The sequence below is a fragment of the Agrococcus sp. KRD186 genome (assembly GCF_017168255.1).
Taxonomy (GTDB): Bacteria; Actinomycetota; Actinomycetes; order Actinomycetales; family Microbacteriaceae; genus Agrococcus.
The window spans coordinates 1041539-1065691 of sequence record NZ_JABFAP010000001.1 but is presented as its reverse complement, the minus strand read 5'-3'; the positions used below and the strand labels follow the sequence as shown (position 1 = coordinate 1065691).

Below are 24153 nucleotides of genomic sequence, written 5' to 3'. Positions count from 1 at the left end.
CTCACCGCCCGTCCCGATCAGGGTGCTGATCGAGCGATCAGACCGTGCCCCTCTCCTCCAGCACGCGGCGACGGTCCTCGTCGTCGACGTCGTGCAGCGAGATGCCCTTGGTCTCCTTGAGCGCGAACACCGCGATCAGGGTGATCACGCAGGCGATCAAGAGGTAGATCGCCACCGGGATGTGGCTCTCGTACTGCCGCAGCAGCGCCGTGGCGATGATCGGTGCGAGCGAGCCCGCGACGATCGAGGTGACCTGGTAGCCGAGCGAGACACCCGAGTAGCGCATGCGCGTCGGGAAGATCTCGGCCATGATCGCCGGCTGGCCGGCGTACATGAGTGCGTGGAAGAACAGCCCGAGCACGATGCCGAGCAGGATGATCGCGTCGTTGCCGCTCTGGAACATCGGGAAGGCGATGAAGCCCCACGACGCACCGGTGATCGCGCCGGCCATGTAGACGGGCCGCCGTCCGACGGTGTCGACGAAGCGGCCCACCAGCGGCACGAAGATCATGTGCGCCACGTGGGCGATCGCCATCAGGCCGAGCACTCGGGTCACGTCGTACTCCATCGCGACGCCCAGGTAGGTGATCGAGAAGACCACCACCAGGTAGTACAGGATGTTCTCGGCGAAGCGCAGGCCCATGGCCGTCAGCACGCCCTTGGGGTAGCGCTTCAACACCTCGGTGACGCCGTAGCCCTGCGCCTTCGAGGCCGCGACCTCATCCTTGACCTGCTGGAAGATCGGCGCGTCCTCGATGCGGGTGCGGATGTAGTAGCCGATCGCGACGATGACGACCGAGAGCCAGAACGCGATGCGCCAGCCCCAGCTGAGGAACGCCTCGTCGTCGAGCGTCCACTGCAGCACGAGCAGCACGACCGTGGCGAGCAGGTTGCCGATCGGCACCGCCGCCTGCGGGAACGACGCCCAGAATCCGCGCTCCTTGTTGGGAGCGTGCTCGGCGACCAGCAGCACGCCGCCGCCCCATTCGCCGCCGACCGCGAAGCCCTGGAAGAAGCGCAGGATGACCAGCAGCGCCGGAGCCCAGTAGCCGATCTGCTCGAAGGTGGGCAGGCAGCCCATCAGGAACGTCGAGACGCCGACCAGGATGATCGCGAGCTGCAGCAGCTTCTTGCGCCCGTACTTGTCGCCGAAGTGGCCGAACACGATGCCGCCGAGCGGGCGCGCGATGAAGCCCACCGCGTAGGTGAGGAACGCGCTGATGATGGGCGCGTACGGGTCATCGCTGGGCGGGAAGAAGAGCACGTTGAAGACGATCGTCGCCGCGGTGGCGTACAGGAAGAACTCGTACCACTCGACGACAGTGCCTGCCATCGAGGCGGTGACGACCTTGCCGAGCCCCTTGCGGGTGTTGTCTCTCGACGTGTCATGGACGGACTGGGTCATGCCTACCTCCTTGTAGGTGCACGGGACGTGCCGTCGAGCAACCTAACATGACGTGCCGTTCATGTCTGCATTTCTGCTCAGGAAACGCCGAAGCGGGAGGCGCCAGGGCGCCTCCCGCTTCGCGGCCGTCGCGGTCAGTCGTCGGTGCGCGAGCCGAAGACGATCTCGTCCCAGCTGGGCATGGCGGCGCGCGAGCCGCGCTTGCGGCCGGGCACCGGTCCTGTGCCGGTGGCGCGCTGCGGGCGCTGCTCCTGCTGAGCAGGCGCCGACGGCGCCGCGTCGGCGGTCTCTGGCTCGACCTCGAACAGGCTCGGCTCGCTCTCGGCCGTGCGCAGCGTCGCCTCGCGCTCGCTGCGGCGGCGGCGCAGGGCATCGAGCAGCTCCGCGGTGTGGTTGGGCTGCGCGGATGCCGCAGGACGGTTGATCGCCGCGTGCTGCACGTCCTCCGGCTGGCTGCCCACCTCGCCGCCGCGACGGCGCAGCCACGGGTTGTCGGCCTTCGTGGGCTCCTGCTGCCGACTGGGGGCGGGCGCCTCGGACGGCGCGGGCGCCGAGGAGCTCTCGACGGCCTCCTCGAGGCCGACTCCGGGCTCGACCGGCTCGGGAGCGGGACGGGTGGTGGCGCGCTGGATGCGGAAGGCGTCGGAGTGGAAGCGACCCGTGTCGCGCTGCGCCGCGCGCTGCGAGATCGGAGGTGCGTCCGCGTCGTCGGCGGGTGCCGGAGCCGAGACCGGTGCCGTGGCGGCGGCATCGGGGGCCGCAGGGCGCTGCTGACGATCGATCGCCCGCAGTCGTGGCACGAGCACGCTCGTCGCGTCGCCGGTCTGGCTGAGCGAGGTCGCCTCCTTGCCGCGCGGCGTCAGCGTCGCCTTTTTGGGCTCGTAGCCCCAGACGGCCTCGTGCTGGATCGCCTCCGTCGTGAAGCGCAGGCGCACCGTCCAGGCACCACCTTCGGCGTCCTTCCAGGCCGCCCACGTGCGGTCGGATGCGCGCAGGTCGCTCAGTCGCTCGTCGATCGCGGCCCCGAAGGTCGTCTCGCCCGCGAGCGGATCGATGTCGCCGGATGCGACCGGGATCGAGAGTGCCGAGGCGAGCACATGGTTACGCTCGGCGACCACGGGCCCTTCGAAGCGCTCGATGTAGGCGAGCTCCTCGCCGGTCACCGAAGCGACCTCCTCGGCGGTCATGCCGCCGCGGATGAGCGCCTGAATGTCGCGCGGTCGGGCCTTGCGCTCCCGGTGGGGGATCGCTGCCGCCGGCTTGCGGTGCTCGGGCAGGGCATCGACGGGCACGCGGAAGCGCTCGCCGGACGCGGACTCGAGGATGAGCACGTCGTCCTCGACGCCGATGACGCTCAGCTGCTGCATGATTCGTCGGTCCTTCCTGGCCAGATCTCAGATTGCGACAGCATCCCACGCAGACCGTCGCCTGAGCGGGAATGGGGCGGGCGCGCCGTGCGTTCCATGCGGTGCAGGACACCGGCCTGCCCAGCAACGTATCGACGCACGAGCCGCACCTGGATATCTGATTTGCCTCGGATGCCGCTTTCGTGCAGAATGTGCGCCGACGCCGCCCACCAACGCCCAGCAAGGAAATGCCAGATGGCCACCGATTACGACGCCCCGCGCAAGACCGACGACGAGAACGAGTCGATCGAGGCGCTCAAGGAGCGAGTGCCGTCGAAGAGCGTCGCGACTGACGACGACGCCGACAACCCCGGCAGCTTCGACCTCTCCGCAGCCGACCTCGCCGATGTCGAGCTCGACGTGGTAGTGCTGCCCCCGCAGGAGCACGAGTTCACCTGCGTGAGCTGCTTCCTGGTGAAGGACCGCCTGCAGTTCGACCACGAGACCAAGCTCGGGCCGATCTGCGCGGAGTGCGCGTCCTGAGTCGCTCCCGCACAGGCCAGCACTGAGCCGCTGACGCGTCGCGTCAGCGGCTCTTCTGCGCCGCCTCGATGGCGGCGGCGAGGCGCTCCGGTCGGCGGGTGCTCATGATCCAGGCAGGCGTGGGGTCCTCCTCGTCGATCACCGGCACGCGCACGAGCGAGGTGGTCCAGGGTGAGACGACGTGATGGTCTGCGGGATCCCAGCCCGCCCGCAGGGCGAGCTTCGCCTCGGAGCCCAGCACCGCATCCGGTGTGCCGAGCTCGTGCACGCCGATGCGGGCCCTGCCCGCGCGCAGCTGGCCGTCGCGCAGCTCGATGCTCGGCGCGCCGAGCCAGAGCGCCAGCACGATCGCGGCGTAGAGGCCGATGGCGACGATCATGCCGGTCACGATGCTGACGGGCAGGAACACCAGCAGTGCGGCGGGCACGATGAGGAGCAGGACGGCGAGCATCCACCACGGCGGCACGAGCCGTTCGCGGTGCGAGGGGACGGATTCCATGCCTCCATCATCCCGTGTCCCGCAACTCCGGTTCGCCGCGCGTGCGGTGCTCGGCTAGCCTCGACTGCGATGCATCAGGTCGAGATCCTCATCACCGGAACGCCGGTGCCCGCCTACGCGCACCCGGGAGACGCCGGTGCAGACATGCACGCCGCAGAGGCGGTGACCCTCGAACCCGGCCAGCGCGCGCTGGTCGGCACGGGGATCGCGATCGCCCTGCCGGACGGCTACGCCGCCTTCGTGCACCCGCGCAGCGGCCTGGCTGCCAAGCACGGGATCACGATCGTGAACGCGCCGGGCACCGTGGACGCGGGCTATCGGGGCGAGATCAAGGTCAACCTGCTCAACACCGGCGACGAGCCGCACCGCATCGAGGTCGGCGACCGCATCGCGCAGCTGATCGTGCAGCGTGTCGAGCGCGCCCGGTTCATCGAGGTCGAGCGACTGCCGGGATCGGATCGAGGCGAGCGCGGGCACGGATCCACCGGCCACGGCGCCGCACCAGAGGGGACAGCACGATGACGGAGACCACTGACGACGGTCAGCTGCGCGACGACGAGGAGCTGGTCGAGAAGAGCGCACCGGCCGATCGCGCCGAAGTCGGCCCGCTCGACGAGTCCGAGGCGCCCGTGCGCCCCTACGTCGACCTCGGAGGCCTGCGCATCGTGCCGCGGCCGGGGATGCAGATGCGCCTGGAGGTCGAGGAGAAGACGAAGCGGATCGTGGCGGTCACCCTCGAGCACGAGGGCTCGACCGTGCAGCTGCAGCCGTTCGCGGCTCCGCGCAGCGAGGGCATCTGGGCGCCGGTGCGCGAGGTGCTGCGCACCCAGCTGGAGCGCCAGGGCGCCACGGTCGAGGAGGCCGAGGGGCTGCTCGGACGCGAGCTGCGGGCGCGCCTGCAGTCCGGGCCTGACGGCGCTCCGCGGGCCGTGCGGATCATCGGTGTCGACGGCCCGCGCTGGATGCTGCAGGGCCTGATCGGCGGCCAGGCGGCGATCGACGACACGAAGGCCGCCGCCGCGATCGAGCTCTTCCGCTCGACCGTGGTGTGCCGAGGCGTCGAGCCGATGCCGCCTCGCGAGCTCATCGCGCTCCGCGCCCCGAAGTCGGCGTGACGGTGGCGGGGGAGTCTCACGACGGCGAGTCCCACGAGCGAGACCCGCACGACCAGCCCGATCCGGAGCAGCCGCGCGAGCCGTCGTTCGCCGACCAGGTGGGCGGCGCGATCCGCGGCTCGAAGCTCGGCCAGCTCGACCCGACCGCGAAGCCGAGTCCCCGCGCGCTGATCGAGGCGATGGGCGGCGTCCGCGGCCTCATCGAGTCGCTGCTGCCCGGCATCGTCTTCCTGGTGCTCTACGCGACCACGAAGACCGTCTGGCTCTCGGTGCTGGTGCCGCTGGTCATCTCCATCGGCTTCGTCGCCTGGCGCGTGCTGCAGAAGGGGCAGCCCGTGCTCGCGTTCGCGGGCCTCATCGGCGTAGGGATCTCGGCCGTGGTGGCACTGTTCACCGGCCAGGGCGAGGACAACTTCCTCTGGGGCTTCACCGTCAACACGGTGGTCGTGCTGGTGCTGCTGACCAGCATGCTGCTGCGGCGACCGCTCGTCGGCGTGATCGCCGGCGCCCTCACAGCGACGCCGCACGCGTGGCGCACCGAGCGGGCCAAGCGCACGGTCGCCTGGCAGTCGACGATCCTGTGGTTGATCGTCATCGGTGCCCGCCTCGCGGTGCAGGTGCCGCTGTACTTCGCCGCGGAGCAGGGGACCGTGGGCGCGGTCGAGCTGCTCGCCGGCGCGAAGATCCTGATGGGCGTGCCGCTCTACCTCGCGACACTCTGGGTGACGTGGCTGATGGTGCGCACCGTGCTCGAGACTCCGGACGCAGACACGCCAGCGGGCACGCCGGAACCGGGAACGCGCTAAGATATCTTGACGTCAAGATAACTCGCTTCGAGCCCGCCCACGGCGAAGGCCCGAGGCATACACTCGAGGCGCATCCAGCGCATCCTGCGAGACCGCTAAGGAGTCACCATGGCGAATCCGAACAGCTTCGACAGCAAGAGCTCGCTGTCAGTCGGAGGCACCGACTACACGCTCTACCGAATCGACAAGGTGGCGGGGCATGAGCGCCTGCCGTTCAGCCTCAAGGTGCTGCTCGAGAACCTGCTGCGCACCGAGGACGGCGCGAACGTCACGAAGCAGCAGATCGAGGCGCTCGGCTCGTGGGATGCGTCGGCAGAGCCCAACGTCGAGATCCAGTTCACACCGGCGCGCGTCGTGCTCCAGGACTTCACCGGCGTGCCCTGCATCGTCGATCTCGCGACCATGCGCGAGGCCGTGGCGGAGCTGGGCGGCGACGCCAACCAGATCAACCCGCTCGCACCCGTCGAGCTCGTGATCGACCACTCGGTGATCGCCGACCTGTTCGGCACCCCCGACGCGTTCGAGCGCAACGTCGAGATCGAGTACCAGCGCAACGGCGAGCGCTACCAGTTCCTGCGCTGGGGCCAGACGGCCTTCGACGACTTCAAGGTGGTCCCGCCGGGCACCGGCATCGTGCACCAGGTCAACATCGAGAACCTCGCGAAGGTCACCTACGCCCGCGAGTTCGACGGCGAGCTGACCGTCTACCCCGACACCGTCGTCGGCACCGACTCGCACACCACGATGGTCAACGGCCTGGGCGTGCTCGGCTGGGGCGTGGGCGGCATCGAGGCTGAGGCGGCCATGCTCGGCCAGCCCGTCTCGATGCTCATCCCGCGGGTTGTCGGCTTCAGGCTCACGGGCGAGATCGCCACCGGCGTGACGGCGACGGATGTGGTGCTCACCATCACCGAACTGCTCCGCAAGCACGGCGTGGTGGGCAAGTTCGTCGAGTTCTACGGCACCGGCGTCGGCGCCGTGCCGCTCGCCAACCGCGCGACGATCGGCAACATGAGCCCAGAGTTCGGCTCGACGGCCGCCATCTTCCCGGTCGACGACGTCACGCTCGACTACCTGCGGCTCACCGGCCGCGACGAGCAGCAGGTCGCGCTCGTCGAGGCCTACGCGAAGCAGCAGGGCCTGTGGCACGACCCCTCGGTCGAGCCGGAGTTCTCGGAGTACCTCGAGCTCGACCTGAGCACCGTCGTGCCGTCGATCGCCGGCCCGAAGCGTCCGCAGGACCGCATCGAGCTGTCGAAGGCGAAGGCGCAGTTCTCGAAGGACATCCTGAACTACGCGACCGCGTCTACGAGCAACTCGATGGTCGACCTCGAGTCGAAGCACTCGTTCCCCGCATCCGACCCCGGCGCCGGCCCCGGCGACGAGGACTCGGACACCCGCGAGGTGCACATCAACAGCGGCGGGCCCCACTCGGTGTCCCATCCGGTTGAGGTGCAGTCGGCCAGCGGCGAATCGTATGTGCTCGACCATGGCGCCGTCACCATCGCCGCCATCACCTCGTGCACCAACACGTCGAACCCCTCGGTGATGCTCGCCGCTGGTCTGCTCGCGCGCAAGGCGGTTGCGCAGGGGCTCAAGGCCAAGCCGTGGGTCAAGACGACGCTGGCTCCAGGCTCGAAGGTCGTCACCGACTACTACGACAAGTCGGGTCTGACGAAGGATCTCGACGAGCTCGGCTTCTACACGGTCGGCTACGGCTGCACTACGTGCATCGGCAACTCGGGCCCACTCATCGAAGAGGTCTCCGCGGCGATCAACGAGCACGATCTCTCGGTCTCCGCCGTGCTCTCCGGCAACCGCAACTTCGAGGGTCGCATCAACCCCGACGTGAAGATGAATTACCTCGCGTCGCCGCCGCTGGTCATCGCATACTCGCTCGCGGGCACGATGGACTTCGACTTCGAGAACCAGCCGCTGGGCAAGGGCAAGGACGGCCAAGACGTCTTCCTCGCCGACATCTGGCCCTCGGCCGAAGAGGTGCAGTCGACGATCGACTCGTCGATCGACACCGAGATGTTCATCAAGCAGTACGGTGCCGTGTTCGACGGCGACGAGCGCTGGCAGAGCCTGCCCACGCCCGACGGCGACGTCTTCGAGTGGGATGCCGAGTCGACCTACGTCCGGAAGCCCCCGTACTTCGAGGGCATGACGATGGAGCTCACGCCCGTGGCCGACGTGCAGGGCGCCCGCGTGCTGGCCGCGCTCGGCGACTCGGTCACCACCGACCACATCTCGCCGGCAGGCGCGATCAAGGCCGACAGCCCGGCGGGTCACTACCTGACCGAGCACGGCGTCGAGCGCAAGGACTTCAACTCCTACGGCTCGCGTCGCGGCAACCACGAGATCATGATCCGCGGCACGTTCGCGAACATCCGGCTGAAGAACCAGCTGCTCGACGGCGTGGAGGGCGGCTTCACCCGTGACTTCACGACCGACGCCGGCGACCAGGCGGCGATCTACGACGCATCCGTCAACTACCAGGCGCAGGGCACCCCGCTCGTCGTGCTGGGCGGCAAGGAGTACGGCTCGGGCTCGAGCCGCGACTGGGCTGCCAAGGGCACGAGCCTGCTCGGCGTCTCCGCGGTCATCGTCGAGTCGTTCGAGCGCATCCACCGCTCCAACCTCATCGGCATGGGCGTCGTGCCGCTGCAGTTCCCGGCAGGGGAGAGCTGGTCGTCGCTCGGCCTCGACGGCACCGAGTCGATCTCGATCTCGGGTCTGACCGAGCTGAACGAGGGCCGCACGCCGAAGACGGTGCACGTGATCGCCGAGCCGACCGACCACAGCCCCGAGGGCAAGCAGACGGTCGAGTTCGATGCCGACGTGCGCATCGACACGCCCGGTGAGGCCGACTACTACCGCCACGGCGGCATCCTCCAGTACGTCCTCCGCTCGCTGGTCTGATCCCAGTTGCACGAACGGCCCCGCGCTCCTCGAGAGTGCGGGGCTGTTCTGCATTCCTTGCCCGATCGTCGAGACGATTGCGGAGTAGCCTGAACGGCGCAGAGGCCTGATCGCGCGCTCGAAGGAGAGCACCGCATGAGCATCGACGATTCGTCGGCCGCCGAGGCATCGCACCTCGACCCGGTCCTGCCTGCGGGCGACCATGAGCGAGCTGTCGAAGCGTTCGCCGACCGGATGCTGCAAGCCGCACTCGCGACCACCGACTTGCTGGCTGCCTACCTCGGCGACAGGCTCGGGTGGTACCGCGATCTTGCGGCGCACGGCGCCAGCACGGCGGCCGAGCTCGCCGAGCGGACCGGCACCGTGGAGCGCTACGCGCGCGAGTGGCTGGAGCAGCAGGCGGTCAGCGGCGTGCTCTCGATGGAGGACGCGCGCAGCGACCCGGCGGCGCGACGCTTCACGCTGCCCGGGGCTGCCGCAGAAGTGCTGACCGACGAGTCCAGCCTCGCCTACCTCGGGCCGCTGCCGCGCATGTTCGGGGCCATCGGCCCGCAGCTGCCCGGTCTGCTCCAGGCCTACCGCGCCGGCGGCGGCGTGAGCTGGGCGCAGCTCGGCGAGGACGCGCGTGCGGCGCAGGCGGATCTCAACCGGCCGTGGTTCGGGCGGCTCCCCGCCGTGCTCGCCGAGGTGCCGGTGATCGACGCCGTGCTCGGCCGCCCCGGCGCCCGTGTCGCGGACGTCGGCGCCGGCGGGGGCTGGTCCGCGATCGCGCTCGCCGAGGCGCACCCCGGACTGCACGTCGAGGGATTCGATGTCGACGAGCCCTCGGTGCTCGCCGCGCGCGACAACGCGGCCCTGGCGGGGGTGTCGGACCGCGTGCGGTTCCACGTCGCGGACGGCGCCGATCTCGCCGACCACGGCCCGTTCGACGCGGCGTTCGCCTTCGAGTGCCTGCACGACATGCCGCAGCCCGTCGAGGTGCTCGAGGCGATGCGCCTGGCGGTGCGCCCTGGCGGCCCGGTCGTCATCATGGACGAGGCTGTCGCGGAGGAGCTCACGGCTCCCGGCGACGATGTCGACCGCCTCATGTACGGCTTCAGCCTGTTCGTCTGCCTGCCCGACGGGCTGTCGCATCCGCGCAGTGCCGGCACGGGCACCGTCATGCGGCCCTCGACCCTGCGTCGCTATGCCCTGGAGGCGGGCTTCACCGGTGTCGAGGTGCTGCCGATCGAGGACTTCAGCTTCTTCCGCTTCTACTCGCTGACGCGCTGACCGCAGGCACCGTGTCTCACGCGTGAGACGGGGGACATCGGTGCCCGCGGGGCTACGATGGAAGGATCATGGCGATCCTCGAGCAGATCACGGGCCCGCGGGACCTGGACCGGCTCTCGAAGGCCGAGCTCGTCGAGCTGGCCGCCGAGATCCGGTCGTTCCTGATCCGGGAAGTCGCGCGCACCGGCGGGCATCTCGGGCCCAACCTCGGCGTCGTGGAGCTGACCATGGCGATGCACCGGGTGTTCCACTCGCCGCGCGACGCCTTCGTCTTCGACACCGGCCACCAGTCCTACGTGCACAAGCTGCTCACCGGGAGGCAGGACTTCTCCCGGCTGCGTCAGAAGGGCGGCCTGGCGGGCTACCCGCAGCGCGCCGAGAGCGAGCACGACATCGTCGAGTCGAGCCACGCATCCTCGTCGCTGTCCTGGGCGGACGGCATCAGCCGCGCCTTCGACATCACCGGCCAGCACGACCGCTCGGTCGTCGCCGTGGTCGGCGACGGCGCGCTCACCGGCGGCATGACGTGGGAGGCGCTCAACAACATCTCCGACGACAACCGCCGCAGGCTCGTCATCGTCGTCAACGACAACGGCCGCTCCTACGCGCCGACCATCGGCGGCATGGCGCGCTTCCTGAACGGCGTGCGCACGCAGCGCTCGTATCGCACGCTCCGGGGCAGCTCAGAGCGGGCCTTCTCGCGGCTCGGCCATCCCGGCCGCGCGATCTACCGCGGCGTGCGCGGCGCCACGCACGGCTTCCTGTCGCGGTTCGTCAACAACGAGGCGCTCTACTCGAACCTCGACATCAAGTACCTCGGGCCGATCGACGGCCACGACCTCGATGCGCTCCAGGAGGCGCTGACGCAGGCGCGCGACTACGGCTCGCCCGTGATCGTGCACGTCATCACGCAGAAGGGGCAGGGCTTCGACCCGGCCATCAACGACGTGGCCGATCAGTTCCATGCCGTCGGCCAGATCGACCCCGAGACGGGTGAGGCGATCGCGAGCGCCGGCCGGCCGTCGTGGACCTCGGTGTTCGCCGAGGAGCTGGTGTCGATCGCCCGCAAGGATGAGCGCGTCGTCGGCATCACCGCCGCCATGCTGCGCCCCACCGGGCTCGACCGGCTGGCCGCGCTGGACGCCTCTCGCGTGCTCGACGTCGGCATCGCCGAGCAGCATGCCGTCACCACCGCCGCCGGCCTCGCCTACGGCGGCCTGCACCCGGTGGTGGCGATCTACGCGACCTTCATCAACCGCGCGTTCGACCAGGTGCTCATGGATGTCGCGCTGCACAAGGCGGGCGTGACCTTCGTGCTCGACCGCGCCGGCGTGACGGGTCCGGATGGGCCCAGTCACCACGGCATGTGGGATCTGGCGCTGCTGCAGTTCGTGCCGGGCATCCGCCTCGCCGCCCCGCGCGATGCCGTGCGCCTCGAGGAGGAGCTGCGCGAGGCCGTCGCCGTCGACGACGCGCCCACGGTCATCCGCTACCCGAAGGGCTCGGTGCCGAACCAGCTCGACGCCGTGCGGCGGACAGCTGACGGCGTCGACGTGCTGCTCGAGGCGCCGCACCGCGACGTGCTGATCATCGCGATCGGCTCGTTCGCGCACCTCGCGATGGACGTCGCGCAGCGGGTGCAGGCGCAGGGCATCGGCGTGACGGTGGTCGACCCGCGCTGGGTGGTGCCCGTGGCGGGCTCCGTGATCGAGCTCGCACGCGACCACCGCATCGTCATCACGCTGGAGGACGGCGTGCGGGTCGGCGGCATCGGCACCCGAATCCGTCAGGAGCTGCGGGCAGCCGGAGTCGATACGGCCGTCGATGAGCTCGGCCTGCCGGACGCGTTCATCGACCACGCGGAGCGCGGCGAGATCCTCGAGGAGTTCGGGCTCTCGGCGCAGACCATCGCCCGCAACATCGTGCAGCAGGTGCTCGGCACCGGCCGCCTGCCGATCGCCCGCTCGCTGCCGGGGGAGCAGGAGCTGCGGATCGACCAGGATGCTCCCGTGCGACCGCCGGTCGGCGACTGACGCGACTCAGCGCACGGAATCTGCGCCCAGCTGCTCCGGATCGATCGGCTGCAGTCCCGGCGGCGCGATCTCCCGTTCGATCGTCTCCACGCCGGTGGCCTCGCCGGTCAGTCGCCTGGTCGCCTCGTCGAGCTGCTGCGTGATCGCGGCGACCGCGGCCTCCGCGTCGCCTTCGGCCAGCGCGTCGAGGAGCGCGCGGTACGTGGGGGAGACCGTGCGCCGCACGGCATAGCCCTCTGGTGCGCTCAGGCTCGCGATGCGCGTCTCGATGGCGAGCGTAGCCATGTAGTGGGAGAGCCGCCGATTGCCCGCTGTGTCGACGAGCAGCCGGTGGAAGGCGAGGTCGGCGTCGCCGATGGCGAGGGCGTCGTCGTGCTCACTCGCGCGCTCGAGCGCTGCGAGCGCCGCCTCGAGCCCGTCGAGCGCCGGCGCGGCGGCCGCGATGCGGCGAACCGCCTGGCTCTCGATAGCGATGCGGGCCTCGTTGAGGTCGGGCACGTGCTCGGGCGCGATCACGCTCACCCGCAGTCCGCGACCGGGCACCGAGGCGAGCAGACCCTCCTGCACGAGCCGCTGCGCCGCCTCACGGAACGGGCTCCGGCTCACGCCGAGCTGCGTGGCCGTCTCGACCTCGCCCAGCGCGGAGCCAACGGGCAGCGCTCCCGAGAAGATGGCCGCGCGCAGCTCTGCGGCGATGAGGTCGACCGTCGATGGGCGGGCGACGCGCAGCACCGAACCCTGCCGTGCTGTGCCGCTCGTGACGCTCATGCTGCTCCTCGGCTGGGTTCCGGCAGCGGGGGCGCCGCCGTGATCATTGTCGCGCTTCGCGAGCGCGATCCCCGGCATCGCCGAGGCTGGTCGATCGTAACGTTTCCATATCGCTGTCGACAATCTGCGACTCTGCGGTTCTGCGTGGCGACACGGGTGCATAGTGTGGATCGTGGCGCTCGCCCGACGGCGCGCGTGCACCTGCCGACAGCGAAGGAGACCACCATGAGCACACGACGAGGAATCGGACGAAGCGGACTGGCTGCGATCGGGGTGGTGGCGCTCGGGCTGACGGGCTGCGCGGCCGGCGGTGAATCCGGTGGTGAGACCACCGCGCCCAGTGAGGGCGCCGACGGCTCGGCCGGCACGCTCGCGGCCGCTCAGGAGGCCGGCGCGATCACGCTCGCCATCGCCGACGAGCGACCCTACTCATGGGTCGAGGGCGGCGAGCCGATGGGCGCCACCATCGCCATGCACGAGCAGATCTTCAGCAACCTCGGCATCGACGACATCGAGGTCGTCGAGGTCGACTGGAACTCGCTGATCCCGGGCCTCAACGCCGGTCGCTTCGACGCCGTCAGCGCCGGCATGTCGATCCTCCCTGACCGCTGCGCCGAGGCCGCGTTCAGCGACCCCGAGATCATGTACACCACGGCGCTCATGGTTCCCGAGGGCAACCCGCAGGGCCTCACCGACCTGCAGTCGGTCGTCGACGCAGGCGGAGACGTGCAGCTCGCTGTCCTCAACGGCGGCATCGAGTCGGGCTACGCCGACGCGCTCGGCATCACCGGCACGACGCCGGTCGAGAATGCCCAGAGCGGCATGGACATCGTCGCGAACGGGCGCGCAGACGCCTTCGCCATGACGGCGATTTCGCTGAACTGGATGGCCGACAACAGCGACGCCCCGGTCGAGGTGACGGATGCCTTCGTGGCCGTCATCGACGGTGTCGAGCAGATCGGTGCGGGCTCGACCGTCTTCCGCCAGGGGGACACCGAGCTGCTCGAGGCGTACAACGCAGAGCTCGCGACCATCACCGGCGACGTCGACACCTACATGAGCCTGGTCGGCGAGTACGGATTCACCGAGGAGAACCTGCCTCCGGCCGACCTCACCACCGAGCAGCTCTGCTCTGGCGAGCTCGAGTAGCGATCGGCGTTGAGCTCTGATCTCAGCGCCCTCTGGACGGCGATCCCGCAAGTCCTCGAGGGCCTCGGCATCACCGTCGTCCTGACGGCGGGCGGAGCCGCGCTCGCGTTCGTGATCGCGATCGTCTTCGGCCTGCTCGCGGGGTCGCGCGCGCTGCTCGTGCGCGGCTTCGCGAGGGTCGTGATCGAGTTCTTCCGCGGCACGTCGCTCGTGGTGCAGCTGTTCCTGTTCTTCTTCGTGCTGCCCAGGTTCGGCATCCCGTGGCTGGAGTGGCCGCCGCTGGTCGCCGGCATCCTCGCGTTCGGCTTCAACTACGGCGCCTACGGCGCAGAGGTGGTGCGCGGCTCGATCACGGCGGTGCCGCGCGGGCAGTGGGAGGCGTCGACGGCGCTGAGCTTCTCGCCTGCGCACCGCATGCGCCGCATCATCATCCCGCAGGCATGGGCGCTCATGATCCCGTCGCTCAACAACCTGCTGATCCAACTCCTGAAGGGCACGGCGATCGTCGGCTTCATCACGCTGTTCGACCTGACGGTCTCGATCGAGAAGCTGCGCATCGCGACCGATCTCTTCTTCGCCTACAGCGTCGGCCTGCTGCTGTACTTCGTGCTGGCCTACATCCTCACCCTCGGCATGAACGCCTTGGAGGTCCGTGCGAAGCACCGGCTCGGTCAGGGTGAGTCGCTGCGCGATGCGCTGCGCTTCCGCAGCCCGGTGACCCGGGGGAGGACGGCAGCATGAGCGGCGGCTGGAACTGGCAGCACGTCTGGGATTCGCTCCCGACCCTGCTCGAAGGCTTCCTCACGGTGACGCTGCTCGTGACGGTCGTCGGCAGCGTGATCGCCGCGGTGCTCGGGCTGGTGCTCGAGCTGCTGCGGCGCTCGGCACCGGCACCGCTGGCCGCGCTGCTGACCTTCGTCGTCAACTTCATCCGCATGACGCCGATCGTCGTGCAGCTGATGTTCGCCTACTTCGCCCTGCTCGCGCTCGACCCGCTCACCATCGGCATCGTCGTGTTCGGCATCCACTACGCCACCTACATGGCTGAGGTGTACCGAGCCGGCATCGACTCGGTGCCGCAAGGGCAGTGGGAGGCCACGACCGCGCTGAGCATGTCGCGCGGGCGCACCTGGCGCGCGGTCATCGTGCCGCAGGCGGTGCGTGCCACGCTGCCGTCGTTGGGCAACTACGTCATCTCGATGTTCAAGGACACGCCGTTCCTGATCGCCATCACCGTGCCCGACATGATCAGCAACGCGCTGCGGTACGGCGGCGACCACTTCCGATTCACCGAGGTCATCGTGGTCGCGGGAGTCATCTTCCTGATCGCGAGCTATCCGACCTCCGTCCTCATCCGCAAATTGGAGCAGCGCATTGCCTTCACCACGTGACATCGACCCGTCCACGCCCGCGATCCGCTTCGAAGGCGTCGAGAAGCGCTTCGGCGACAACGTCGTGCTGCAGGGCCTCGACTTCGAGGTCGCGCGCGGCGATCGCGTGACGCTGATCGGGCCCAGCGGCTCGGGCAAGACGACCATCCTGCGCCTCGTCATGACGCTGGAGGAGGCGAACGAGGGCTACATCTTCATCGACGGGCAGCCCCTGACGCACACCGACGAGGGCGGCAAGCGGGTCGCGCTCAAGGAGCGGCACCGCAACGAGATGCGCAAGCGCATCGGCATGGTCTTCCAGCAGTTCAACCTGTTCCCCAACATGTCGGTGATGGAGAACCTGATCGAAGCGCCCGTGCACGTGCTCGGGCTGTCGAAGGCGGATGCGGTGGAGCGCGGCCGCGAGCTGCTCGCGCGGGTCGGTCTGGTCGACAAGGAGGACGCGCACCCGAGCTCGCTCTCCGGCGGCCAGCAGCAGCGCGTCGCGATCGCAAGGGCGCTGGCGATGGACCCCGAGATCCTGCTGCTCGACGAGGTGACGAGCGCGCTCGATCCGGAGATCGTCGGCGAGGTGCTCGAGATCCTGCGAGACGTCGCCCGCACGACCGACATCACGATGCTGATCGTCACCCACGAGATGCACTTCGCGCGCGACGTCTCCAACCGCGTGATGATGTTCGACGGCGGCCGCGTCATCGAGCAGGGCGATCCGGAGACGATCTTCACTGCTCCGACCCATGAGCGCACGAAGTCGTTCCTGTCGGCGGTGCTGGGCACCTGATCGCCGAGCGGCTCTCCACAGCGAGCGCCGCGCATCGCACGGGCACGGCATCGGATGCGGTTGGCTCCGCGGCATGGACGACAACACACTGGGCGATGACACGCTGGGCGACCACACCTTGGGCGACCACTCGTTGGGCGACGAAGCAGCGGGCGATGCCACGCTGGAGGCGGTGGCGGCGCTCGTGCAGCACGGCATCGTGCCGCGGCTCTGGATCTTCCTGATCGAGCCGGACGGCACGATGCGCCGCGACCTGCAGCAGGTCGACGGCATCCCGATCTCTCCCGACGCCTACGCGGTGCTGGCGCTGCGCGGCATCCTCGGCCATCTGCTCGAGCAGGATCAGGAGGTCGTGTTCGTGATCGAGCGGCCTGCCGGGCCGACGCCGAGCCCCGACGACTGGGCCTGGCACGACGCGATCGTGCGGGCCGTGCGCGGCATCCCGGTGCCGCTGCGCGGTGTGCTGCTCGCGCACCTGGACGGCGTCGATGCCATGCGGCCGCGTACATTGGCGGCATGACGTGGCTGAGGGTGCCTGGCGCCGATGACGACAAGCGCTCGATGGGCGTGCTCGGGGTCGTGACCGGCTCCGAGCGCTATCCCGGTGCCGCGGTGCTCGGCGTCGAGGCGGCGTGGCGCACCGGCATCGGCTACGTGCGCCTGTGGGCGCCGCGGCGCGTGCAGGACCTCGTGCTCGCGCGGCGTCCCGAAACCGTGTGCCACGCCATGGATGAGACCTCGGGGAGCGTCGACGCCTGGTTGCTGGGCTCTGGGCAGGATGCGCGCGAGCGCGACCCCGCGCTGCGTGCGCTGCTGCTCGAGGCGCTCGGCAGCGGCGCGCCGTGCATCGTGGATGCCGGTGCGCTCGATCTCGTGCGGGGCCACGCGGGCCCGACGATCATCACGCCGCACGAGGGCGAGCTGATGCGGCTGCTGGGGCATCGTCAGCCACCCTTCGACCGAGCGGCAGGCGCCGCGCGCATCGCAGCCGAGCTCGACGCGGTCGTGGTGGCGAAGGGCGCGCCGACCCACGTGGTGGCGCCGGGCGGTGCAGCCGTGTCGCTCGAGGCGCGCACGCACCGGCTCGCGACGGCGGGCACGGGCGATGTGCTCGCCGGCGTGCTGGGTGCGCTGGTGGCGGGCAGCGCGGCGTTCGCCGCGGCCGGCGACTCGCTGGCCTCGATGGCGACCGAGGCCGTCGAGCTGCACGGCGAGGCGGCCGGCATGGCGGCCGTCGACGGCCGCCCGATCACCGCGCTCGACCTCGCCGAGCAGCTGCCCGCGGCAGTGGCGGACCGGCTCAGTCGCTGACCGGCTCAGTCGCTGGCCGGCTCAGTCGCTGATCCTGCGCAGGAAGCCGGTCAGCACCAGCTCACGCACGCGCGGCAGCAGGTCGGCGGCGAGGATCCGCTCGTCGACCTCCAGCAGGGCGGCGATCGCCCCGATCAGCTGCCCGATCGAGAGCTCGCCGTCGCAGGCGCCGACGAGCGCCGCCAGCGCGGTGTCGACCGACAGGGTGCGCGCGAGCGCGCCGCCCTGCCGCAGCTCGATCACGTTGGGCCCGGATGCCCCCGGCAGCTGATGCCGGGCCTCCGTCACATCCGAGGCGGTGACGAGATGCTCGCGTTCGAGCGACTCGTCGTCGAGGGTCGCGAGCCAGGTAGCGTCCCCGAAGGCCTCGGCCAGGTGCGCACCCGCGTGCTCGAGCTGCACGGCATGCACGAGGCGCTCGTAGCGGTGCAGGCTCGTGCCGGCCCCCGCATCCGGTCGATGCAGGGCCAGCCATCCCATGCCGACCGCGGTGACGCCCCGCGCATCGAAGTCGTCGAGCCAGGCGTCGATGAGCCTGTCGTGCTCGGTGTCGCGGGGGAGCGTGCCGCCGTCGCGCAGCCAGAGCTCGGCGTAGCGCACGGGATCCAGCGAGTCGCGCTCGATCGCCCACGCGTCGAGTCCGTCGCTCCAGGCGCGCACGCGGTCGATCCCCGCGCGCTCGCCCAGCGTCTCCCAGTTGCAGAGCAGCCGCGCGTGACCGCCAGGGGCGAGGTGCTCGCCCAGACCGGCGACGACCGAGGCCATCAGCGCATCGCCGGCCGCACCGCCGTCGCGGTACCCGTAGGCCGGCACACCCTCCGTGCGCGGGGTGATGACGAACGGCGGGTTCGACGCGATCAGCTCGAACCGCTCGCCGGCGACCGGCTCGAACAGGGATCCCAGGCGCGTCTCGATGCCGTCGACGCCGTTCAGCCGCGCGGTGAGCTCGGTGAACCGCAGGGCCCGCTCGGAGATGTCCGTCGCCACCACGCGCTGCGCGAGGCGCCGCAGGTGCAGAGCGATGACGCCGCAGCCGGTGCCCAGGTCGAGCGCGGATGCGGCCTCGAGCGGCGGCAGCAGCGCCGCGAGCGTCCTGGCCGCGCCGCCGACGCCGAGCACGTGATCGGGCCGCAGCGGCCACACGCCAGCGAGCTCGTCGAGGTCGCTCGCGATCCACCACTCGCCCGACCCGAGCGCGTCGCGGTAGGCATAGGGGCGGATCGCCACCTGTGGGACCACGGTCTCGCCGCGGTGCTCGGCGATGCCGAGCGCGACCGCGCCGTCGACGCCCAGCGCCGGCAGCGCATCCGCCATCTCTCTCTCGGTGACGGCATCGCCGAGCCAGAACGCGCGCAGCAGGGTCGCGAGCGGGCCGGGCTGTCGCAGCGCCGCCCGGCGGGCCGGCTGGGCGATCATGCGGGTCAGCGCCGCGTCGGCGTCGGCGCCCACCAGCGCGAGGACGCCCCCGCTCGTGAAGCTCGCAGCTGCGAGATCACGGGCGAGGGCGTCGACGAGCGCACGGTTCACCGTGCCAGTCTGCCGGATGTCAGGCCTTCGGGCCCTCGATGCGCGGCTCGTGGAAGGTGCCGCCGAAGACCCGCTCGGAGGCGCCGACCCGGTCGAGGTACGGCGTGATGCCACCCATCTGGAAGGGCCAGCCGGCGCCCAGGATCATGCACAGGTCGATGTCCTCGGCCGCTTCGACGACGTCGTCGTCGAGCATCCGCTTGATCTCGTCGGCCAGGCCGTCCTCGATGCGCAGGCGCAACTCTTCCACCGTCAGCGGCTTCGCATCGGCCGGCGTGTGCTTCGCGACGATCTTGCGAGCACGCTTGTCGATGCCCTTCGGCTCGCCCTTCGCGTCCTTCTCGAGCAGGATGCCGGCCTCGGCGAGCTCGTGCAGCGCCTTCGACTCGAAGAAGCGGTCGGGAGCGGCCGTGTGGTGGGTGTCGAGCACGTGCGCGCCGACCTTGAGCCCGACCAGGTCGAGCAGCACGAACGGGTCCATCGGGAACCCGAAGCCGCGCTGCGCCTCGACGACGTCCTCGAACGGCGTGCCCTGCTCGACCGCGTGCATCGCCTCGCCGAGCAGCTTCGCGAGGATGCGGTTGACCACGAAGCCGGGGGTGTCGCGGGTGATGACGGCGTTCTTCTTCAGGTCCTTCGCGACGCGCATCGCCGTGGCGAGAGTGGCGTCGTCGGTGGCCGGGGTCTTGACGACCTCGATGAGCGGCATGACCGCGACCGGGTTGAAGAAGTGGAAGCCGACCAGGCGCTCGGGGTGCTGGAGGGCCGCCGCCATGGCCTCGATGGAGAGGCCGGAGGTGTTGGTCGCCAGCACCGCCTCGGGGCTCAGGTGCGGCTCGATCTCGCGGAAGACCTGCTGCTTGACGCCCAGCTCCTCGAAGACGGCCTCGATCACCCAGTCGCAGTCGGCGAAGTCGGCCTTGTCGATCGTGCCCGAGATGAGCGCCTTGAGGCGCTGCTGCTCGTCGGTCGACACGCGGCCCTTGCCTGCGAGCTTGTCGATCTCGCCGTGGATGCCCGCGACGGCCGCGTCGACGCGAGCCTGGTCGAGGTCGGTGATGACGACGGGCACCTGCAGGCGGCGCACGAACAGCAGCGCGAACTGGCTCGCCATCAGCCCGGCGCCGATGATGCCGACCTTCGAGACCGGCTTCGCGAGCGCCTTGTCCGGGGCGCCGGCGGGGCGCTTGGCGCGCTTCTGCACCAGGTCGAAGGCGTAGATCGAGGCGGCGAACTGGTCGCCGGGGATGAGCTCCGCCAGCGCGGCGTCCTCGGCGGCGAAGCCGGCCTTGCGGTCGTTCTTCTTCGCCAGCTCCATGATGTCGAGCGCGCGGTAGGGCGCGAGCGGCACGGTGCCGAGCTTCTTCTCCAGCGTGTCGCGGGCGATCTTCAGCGCGATCGGCCACTTGACGGTGCGCTCGAGCGTGCCGGGCGTGTGCGGGCGGTCGACCTTCTTGCCACCCAGCACCGCGTCGGCCCAGGCCAACGAGGACTCGAGGTAGTTCGCAGGCCCGAACATGACGTCGGCGATGCCCAGCTCGAGCGCCTCCGAGGGCTTCAGCACACGGTTCTGCTTCAGCGGGTTCTCGATGACGACCTTGAGCGCGCGCTCGATGCCGATCAGGTTCGGCAGGATGGTCGCGCCGCCCCAGCCCGGCACCAGGCCGAGGAAGGTCTCCGGCAGCGCCACCGCGGGCGCCGCCGAGTTGATCGTGCGGTAGTCGGCGTGCAGGGCGATCTCGAGCCCGCCGCCGAGGGCGAGCCCGTTGATGAAGACGAACGTCGGCACGCTTGCCCCGTGCAGCAGGCCCAGCACGCGGTGGCCGAGCTTCGGCAGCTCAGCGGCCGTCGCGCGGTCGGGCAGATCGCCGACGTTGGACAGATCGGCTCCGGCAGCCAGGAAGTAGGGCTTGCCCGTGACGGCGATCGCGTCGATCTCGCCCTTCGCCGCGCGAGCGCGCTGCGCCTCGATCACGTCGCCGTACTCGAACAGCGTCGCCGGACCGAGCGTCGACGGGCGGGTGTGGTCGCGCCCGTTGTCGAGCGTCACGAGGGCGACCGTCCTGCCCGACGGCAGCGAGATGTCGCGCACGTGGCTGTGCGTGACGACCTCGTCGAACTCGACTGCTGCGAGCAGCGGGAACTCGTCGCGGATGGCCATCAGTTGCCCTTTCCGTAGCGCTTGTGGTGGGGGTTCTCCCAGACGACGGTGCCGCCCTGACCGAGCCCGACGCACATGGCGGTGACGCCGTAGCGCACATCCGGGCGCTGCTCGAACTGGCGGGCGAGCTGCACCATCAGGCGCACGCCCGAGGACGCGAGCGGGTGGCCGATCGCGATCGCGCCGCCCCAGGGGTTGATGCGCGCGTCGTCGTCGTCGATCCCGAAGTGGTCGGTGAACGAGAGGATCTGCACCGCGAACGCCTCGTTGAGCTCGAACAGCCCGATGTCGTCGATCGACAGGCCGGCCTTGCGCAGCGCCTTCTCGGTCGAGGGGATCGGGCCGATGCCCATGATGTCCGGCTCGACGCCCGCGAACGCGAACGAGACCATCCGCATCTTGGTGCCGAGGCCGAGCTCCTTGGCGGCGGAGGCCGATGCGATGATCGACATCGTCGCGCCATCGTTGAGACCGGATGCGTTGCCGGCCGTCACGCGGCCGTGCTCGCGGAAGGGGGTCTTCAGGCTCGCGAGCCCCTCCAAGGTGGTCTCGGGGCGCGGAGCCTCATCGGCGGTCGCCAGACCCCAGCCGGCCGCGGACTGCGTCGCCACCGGGATGAGGTCGGGCTGGATGTTGCCGGCGGCGAGCGCTGCGGCGTACTTCTGCTGCGAGCGCATCGCGTAGCGGTCGGAGCGCTCCTTGGTGAGCTGCGGGAAACGGTCGTGGATGCGCTCGGCGGTCTTGCCCATGTTCAGCGCATCCATCGAGACGAGCTTCTCGGCGACGAAGCGCGGGTTGGGGTCGGCGTCCTGCCCCATCGGATGCCGGCCCATGTGCTCGACGCCGCCGGCGATCGCGACGTCGTAGGCGCCGAAGGCGACCCCGCCCCCGACCGCGGCGACCGCGGTCATGGCACCTGCGCACATGCGGTCGATCGCGTAGCCCGGCACGGTGACGGGCAGTCCGGCCAGCATGCCGACGGTGCGGCCGAGCGTCAGGCCCTGGTCGCCGGTCTGCGAGGTGGCCGCGATGGCCACGTCATCGATGCGGTCGAGCGGCAGATTCGGATTCCGCTCGAGCAGCCCGGTGAGCGCCTTGACCGCGAGGTCGTCAGCACGGGTCTGCCAGTACATGCCCTTCTCGCCCGCACGCCCGAATGGGGTGCGGACGCCGTCCACGAACACGACGTCGTCGTTGGCCACGATGCCTCCTGATTGGGGTGATTGCGGCACCAGTGTAGGAAGGGCGCTCGGCGGCCCGCCCTGCGGTTGCCGCTTCCTACGAGTCGGCGTCCGGCGGCTCCGGAGCGACTTGGTCCGCCTCTACAAATGCGGTGGCGATCCTCTGTGCGGTCGCGGCAACCTGCCAGGGGCGCGCGTCGCGCTCGCGGAGCACGTCGGCAACCGCCTCCGGCGTCGGCGCGGTCGGCTCCCAGGCCACCCGGCGCAGGGTGTCGGGCATCAGCAGGTTCTCCGACGGCATCGCGAGCTCGTCGGCGACGGCCTGCACGGCTGCGCGCGCAGCCTTCAGCCGCGCGTCGGCTTCCGGCCGGCGGTTCTTCCAGAATCGCGGCGGCGGCGGCTCGTCCGACCGCACCCGCAGCTGCGGCTGGTCCTCGCTGGCGCGACCGCGCTCGATCGCGGCCCACCAGCGATCGAGCTCGGAGCGGCTGGCGCGGCCCGAGAAGTCGCGCCGGGCCGCGAGCCGGCCCTTCGAGTCGACGTCCGTGGTGACCGCGGCCATCAGCGAGCGATCCGGCACCAGCCGACCGGGTGCCGTGTCGGTGGCGCTGGCGAGCGCATCGCGCGCCAGCCACAGCTCGCGGGCGACAGCGAGCTGCCGGCGATCGCGGATGGTGTGGATACCCGAGAGGCGGCGCCAGGGCTCCGCAGGTGCGGGCTTCGGCCGACGCTGCAGCGCGTAGGCGAACTCCTGCTCGGCGAGCTCCTGCTTGCCCTGCAGCTCGAGCTCTGCGGCCAGCGCGTCGCGCGCGTCCGGCAGCACCTCGACGTCGAGCGCGGCGTACTCCAGCCAGGCTGGCGGGATGGGCCGGGTCGACCAGTCGGCCGCACCGTGCTCCTTGCGCAGGTGCAGGCCGACGAGCCGCTCGGTGACGGCGGCCAGGCCGACGCGCTCGAAGCCCGCGAGCCGAGCGCCGAGCTCGGTGTCGAACAGGCTGGCCGGCTCGAGGCCCACCTCTCGCAGGCAGGGGAGGTCCTGGCTGGCGGCGTGGATGATCCACTCCTCGTCGCCGATCGCCTCCTGCAGCAGGGACAGGTCGTCGAAGGCGGTGGGGTCGACGAGCACTGTGCCGGCACCCCGTCGGTACAGCTGGACGAGGTAGGCGCGGGCGGAGTACCGGAACCCGTTCGCACGCTCGGCATCGACCGCCACCGGACCCGTGCCGTGGTGCAGGCGCTCGGCCGCGGCCGCGAGGGCATCGGCCTCGACGATCACGGCGAGCGGGCCCTGCGCCTTCGCCTCGGGCAGCACGACCTCGGGCGCTTCTGGCCCGGCCTCCTGCTCAGCCACGGGTGCGTCGCTGTGCATCGAGACCGGCGGCACCGGGCTGCACGGGCAGTCCGGCGATCGCGCAGAGCAGGTCGGTCCATGCCGTCAGATGGGCACCGAAGTCGCGGCCGGTCGGCGTCCACGAGGCGCGCAGCTCGATCTGCGCGCCCTCGCTCTGCGCGGCCAGCTCGCCGAAGCCGCTGGAGAGGATCTTCGTCGCCGTGCCGGATTCCGAGTGGTATTCGGCATGCCGCTGCTCGAGCGCCTCGAGCAGGTAGGTCCACGTGACCTCGGCGAGGAACTGGTCGGCGGCGATCTCGGGATCCTGCGAGGCCTGCGTGAAGCTGACGATGCGGAAGTCGCCTCCCCATGCCTCCGGCTCCTCGGGATCGTGCATCAGGATGAAGCGGCCGGTGCCGATGTCGGAGTCGTGGCCGTGCACGGGGACGCCGACGTCTGCCGCGATCGCGAACGAGAACGGCGCGATCCGGCCGGGCGCCGGGATCTCGCGCACCGACAGCTCGCTGCGCAGGTCAGCCCGTCGCAGCTGGTCGACGGCAGCGCGGAACGCCTCCGGCTCGGGGGCGGGTGCTGCACTGCTCGTGTCCAC

The 24153-nt window shown here is 70.5% G+C and carries 22 protein-coding genes; 13 read left to right on the top strand and 9 right to left on the bottom strand.

From position 1 onward, the window contains the following. Positions 1-37: 37 nt before the first annotated feature. Positions 38-1405 (bottom strand): MFS transporter, encoded by a 1368-nt coding sequence (locus J1M46_RS05110; protein ID WP_206446844.1) that lies wholly within the window; start codon positions 1403-1405, stop codon positions 38-40. 134 nt (positions 1406-1539) lie between these two features. Continuing rightward, a complete protein-coding gene (gene sepH, locus J1M46_RS05105) occupies positions 1540-2772 on the bottom strand; it encodes a septation protein SepH (protein WP_206446843.1) in 1233 nt (410 codons plus the stop codon). 234 nt (positions 2773-3006) lie between these two features. Between sepH and J1M46_RS05100 the strand changes: the two genes are divergently transcribed. After that, the gene (locus tag J1M46_RS05100) at positions 3007-3294 is read left to right on the top strand and encodes a DUF4193 domain-containing protein (RefSeq protein WP_092919696.1); all 288 of its coding nucleotides are present in this window, start codon (positions 3007-3009) and stop codon (positions 3292-3294) included. A gap of 43 nt (positions 3295-3337) precedes the next feature. Here the strand turns inward: J1M46_RS05100 and J1M46_RS05095 are convergent, their stop codons facing one another. Then, positions 3338-3793, bottom strand: coding sequence for a DUF3093 domain-containing protein (locus J1M46_RS05095; protein WP_206446842.1), 456 nt, complete (start codon positions 3791-3793; stop codon positions 3338-3340). A 69-nt stretch (positions 3794-3862) separates the two neighbouring features. Here J1M46_RS05095 and dut point away from each other — a divergent pair, with 69 nt between their 5' ends. The 6 genes from dut to dxs all read left to right on the top strand — a co-directional run bounded on the left by dut (position 3863) and on the right by dxs (position 11944). Continuing rightward, a complete protein-coding gene (dut, locus tag J1M46_RS05090) occupies positions 3863-4315 on the top strand; it encodes a dUTP diphosphatase (RefSeq protein WP_206446841.1) in 453 nt (150 codons plus the stop codon). Next, on the top strand, positions 4312-4908 hold the full coding sequence (locus J1M46_RS05085; protein ID WP_206446840.1) for a DUF3710 domain-containing protein: 597 nt from the start codon (positions 4312-4314) through the stop codon (positions 4906-4908). The genes dut and J1M46_RS05085 overlap by 4 nt, the downstream gene beginning before the upstream one ends. A 2-nt stretch (positions 4909-4910) precedes the next feature. Beyond that, a complete protein-coding gene (locus tag J1M46_RS05080) occupies positions 4911-5714 on the top strand; it encodes a DUF3159 domain-containing protein (protein WP_206446839.1) in 804 nt (267 codons plus the stop codon). Between the two features lie 108 nt (positions 5715-5822). Continuing rightward, positions 5823-8639, top strand: coding sequence for an aconitate hydratase (locus J1M46_RS05075; protein ID WP_206446838.1), 2817 nt, complete (start codon positions 5823-5825; stop codon positions 8637-8639). 135 nt (positions 8640-8774) lie between these two features. Continuing rightward, a complete protein-coding gene (locus J1M46_RS05070) occupies positions 8775-9911 on the top strand; it encodes a class I SAM-dependent methyltransferase (protein ID WP_206446837.1) in 1137 nt (378 codons plus the stop codon). Between the two features lie 68 nt (positions 9912-9979). Continuing rightward, complete coding sequence (gene dxs, locus J1M46_RS05065) at positions 9980-11944, top strand: 1-deoxy-D-xylulose-5-phosphate synthase (RefSeq protein WP_206446836.1); 1965 nt, start codon at positions 9980-9982, stop codon at positions 11942-11944. 6 nt (positions 11945-11950) lie between these two features. Here the strand turns inward: dxs and J1M46_RS05060 are convergent, their stop codons facing one another. Next, positions 11951-12712, bottom strand: a complete 762-nt coding sequence (locus tag J1M46_RS05060) for a GntR family transcriptional regulator (protein ID WP_206446835.1) — start codon at positions 12710-12712, stop codon at positions 11951-11953. 225 nt (positions 12713-12937) lie between these two features. Between J1M46_RS05060 and J1M46_RS05055 the strand changes: the two genes are divergently transcribed. From J1M46_RS05055 to J1M46_RS05030, 6 genes are all read left to right on the top strand, one after another. After that, entirely contained in the window at positions 12938-13861 is a 924-nt protein-coding gene (locus J1M46_RS05055) for a transporter substrate-binding domain-containing protein (protein WP_206446834.1), read from the top strand. Positions 13862-13870: 9 nt separating this feature from the next. After that, positions 13871-14602, top strand: coding sequence for an amino acid ABC transporter permease (locus tag J1M46_RS05050; RefSeq protein WP_206446833.1), 732 nt, complete (start codon positions 13871-13873; stop codon positions 14600-14602). Further along, positions 14599-15252, top strand: a complete 654-nt coding sequence (gene ehuD / locus J1M46_RS05045) for an ectoine/hydroxyectoine ABC transporter permease subunit EhuD (RefSeq protein WP_206446832.1) — start codon at positions 14599-14601, stop codon at positions 15250-15252. Before J1M46_RS05050 ends, ehuD begins: the two co-directional genes overlap by 4 nt. Next, entirely contained in the window at positions 15236-16033 is a 798-nt protein-coding gene (gene ehuA / locus J1M46_RS05040) for an ectoine/hydroxyectoine ABC transporter ATP-binding protein EhuA (protein WP_206446831.1), read from the top strand. The genes ehuD and ehuA overlap by 17 nt, the downstream gene beginning before the upstream one ends. 73 nt (positions 16034-16106) lie before the next feature. Continuing rightward, the gene (locus tag J1M46_RS05035) at positions 16107-16553 is read left to right on the top strand and encodes a hypothetical protein (RefSeq protein ID WP_206446830.1); all 447 of its coding nucleotides are present in this window, start codon (positions 16107-16109) and stop codon (positions 16551-16553) included. Continuing rightward, positions 16550-17344, top strand: coding sequence for an ADP-dependent NAD(P)H-hydrate dehydratase (locus J1M46_RS05030; protein WP_206446829.1), 795 nt, complete (start codon positions 16550-16552; stop codon positions 17342-17344). Before J1M46_RS05035 ends, J1M46_RS05030 begins: the two co-directional genes overlap by 4 nt. 21 nt (positions 17345-17365) lie before the next feature. Here the strand turns inward: J1M46_RS05030 and J1M46_RS05025 are convergent, their stop codons facing one another. From J1M46_RS05025 to J1M46_RS05005, 5 genes are all read right to left on the bottom strand, one after another. Then, positions 17366-18871, bottom strand: a complete 1506-nt coding sequence (locus J1M46_RS05025; protein WP_342384281.1) for a DUF7059 domain-containing protein — start codon at positions 18869-18871, stop codon at positions 17366-17368. A gap of 19 nt (positions 18872-18890) precedes the next feature. Further along, positions 18891-21032 (bottom strand): 3-hydroxyacyl-CoA dehydrogenase NAD-binding domain-containing protein, encoded by a 2142-nt coding sequence (locus J1M46_RS05020; protein WP_206446828.1) that lies wholly within the window; start codon positions 21030-21032, stop codon positions 18891-18893. Continuing rightward, positions 21032-22237, bottom strand: a complete 1206-nt coding sequence (locus J1M46_RS05015) for a thiolase family protein (RefSeq protein WP_342384406.1) — start codon at positions 22235-22237, stop codon at positions 21032-21034. Before J1M46_RS05015 ends, J1M46_RS05020 begins: the two co-directional genes overlap by 1 nt. A 73-nt stretch (positions 22238-22310) precedes the next feature. Then, positions 22311-23564 (bottom strand): ribonuclease D, encoded by a 1254-nt coding sequence (locus J1M46_RS05010; protein WP_446698560.1) that lies wholly within the window; start codon positions 23562-23564, stop codon positions 22311-22313. Next, positions 23557-24153 (bottom strand): DUF3000 domain-containing protein, encoded by a 597-nt coding sequence (locus J1M46_RS05005; RefSeq protein WP_092919665.1) that lies wholly within the window; start codon positions 24151-24153, stop codon positions 23557-23559. Before J1M46_RS05005 ends, J1M46_RS05010 begins: the two co-directional genes overlap by 8 nt.

Coding starts and splice junctions, on each gene's coding strand:
- J1M46_RS05095 (WP_206446842.1), bottom strand. CDS start 3,793: ATGGAATCCGTCCCCTCGCACCGCGAACGGCTCGTGCCGCCGTGGTGG.
- J1M46_RS05110 (WP_206446844.1), bottom strand. CDS start 1,405: ATGACCCAGTCCGTCCATGACACGTCGAGAGACAACACCCGCAAGGGG.
- J1M46_RS05060 (WP_206446835.1), bottom strand. CDS start 12,712: ATGAGCGTCACGAGCGGCACAGCACGGCAGGGTTCGGTGCTGCGCGTC.
- J1M46_RS05055 (WP_206446834.1), top strand. CDS start 12,938: ATGAGCACACGACGAGGAATCGGACGAAGCGGACTGGCTGCGATCGGG.
- dut (WP_206446841.1), top strand. CDS start 3,863: ATGCATCAGGTCGAGATCCTCATCACCGGAACGCCGGTGCCCGCCTAC.
- J1M46_RS05035 (WP_206446830.1), top strand. CDS start 16,107: ATGGACGACAACACACTGGGCGATGACACGCTGGGCGACCACACCTTG.
- J1M46_RS05030 (WP_206446829.1), top strand. CDS start 16,550: ATGACGTGGCTGAGGGTGCCTGGCGCCGATGACGACAAGCGCTCGATG.
- J1M46_RS05070 (WP_206446837.1), top strand. CDS start 8,775: ATGAGCATCGACGATTCGTCGGCCGCCGAGGCATCGCACCTCGACCCG.
- ehuD (WP_206446832.1), top strand. CDS start 14,599: ATGAGCGGCGGCTGGAACTGGCAGCACGTCTGGGATTCGCTCCCGACC.
- J1M46_RS05075 (WP_206446838.1), top strand. CDS start 5,823: ATGGCGAATCCGAACAGCTTCGACAGCAAGAGCTCGCTGTCAGTCGGA.
- J1M46_RS05100 (WP_092919696.1), top strand. CDS start 3,007: ATGGCCACCGATTACGACGCCCCGCGCAAGACCGACGACGAGAACGAG.
- dxs (WP_206446836.1), top strand. CDS start 9,980: ATGGCGATCCTCGAGCAGATCACGGGCCCGCGGGACCTGGACCGGCTC.
- J1M46_RS05020 (WP_206446828.1), bottom strand. CDS start 21,032: ATGGCCATCCGCGACGAGTTCCCGCTGCTCGCAGCAGTCGAGTTCGAC.
- sepH (WP_206446843.1), bottom strand. CDS start 2,772: ATGCAGCAGCTGAGCGTCATCGGCGTCGAGGACGACGTGCTCATCCTC.
- J1M46_RS05085 (WP_206446840.1), top strand. CDS start 4,312: ATGACGGAGACCACTGACGACGGTCAGCTGCGCGACGACGAGGAGCTG.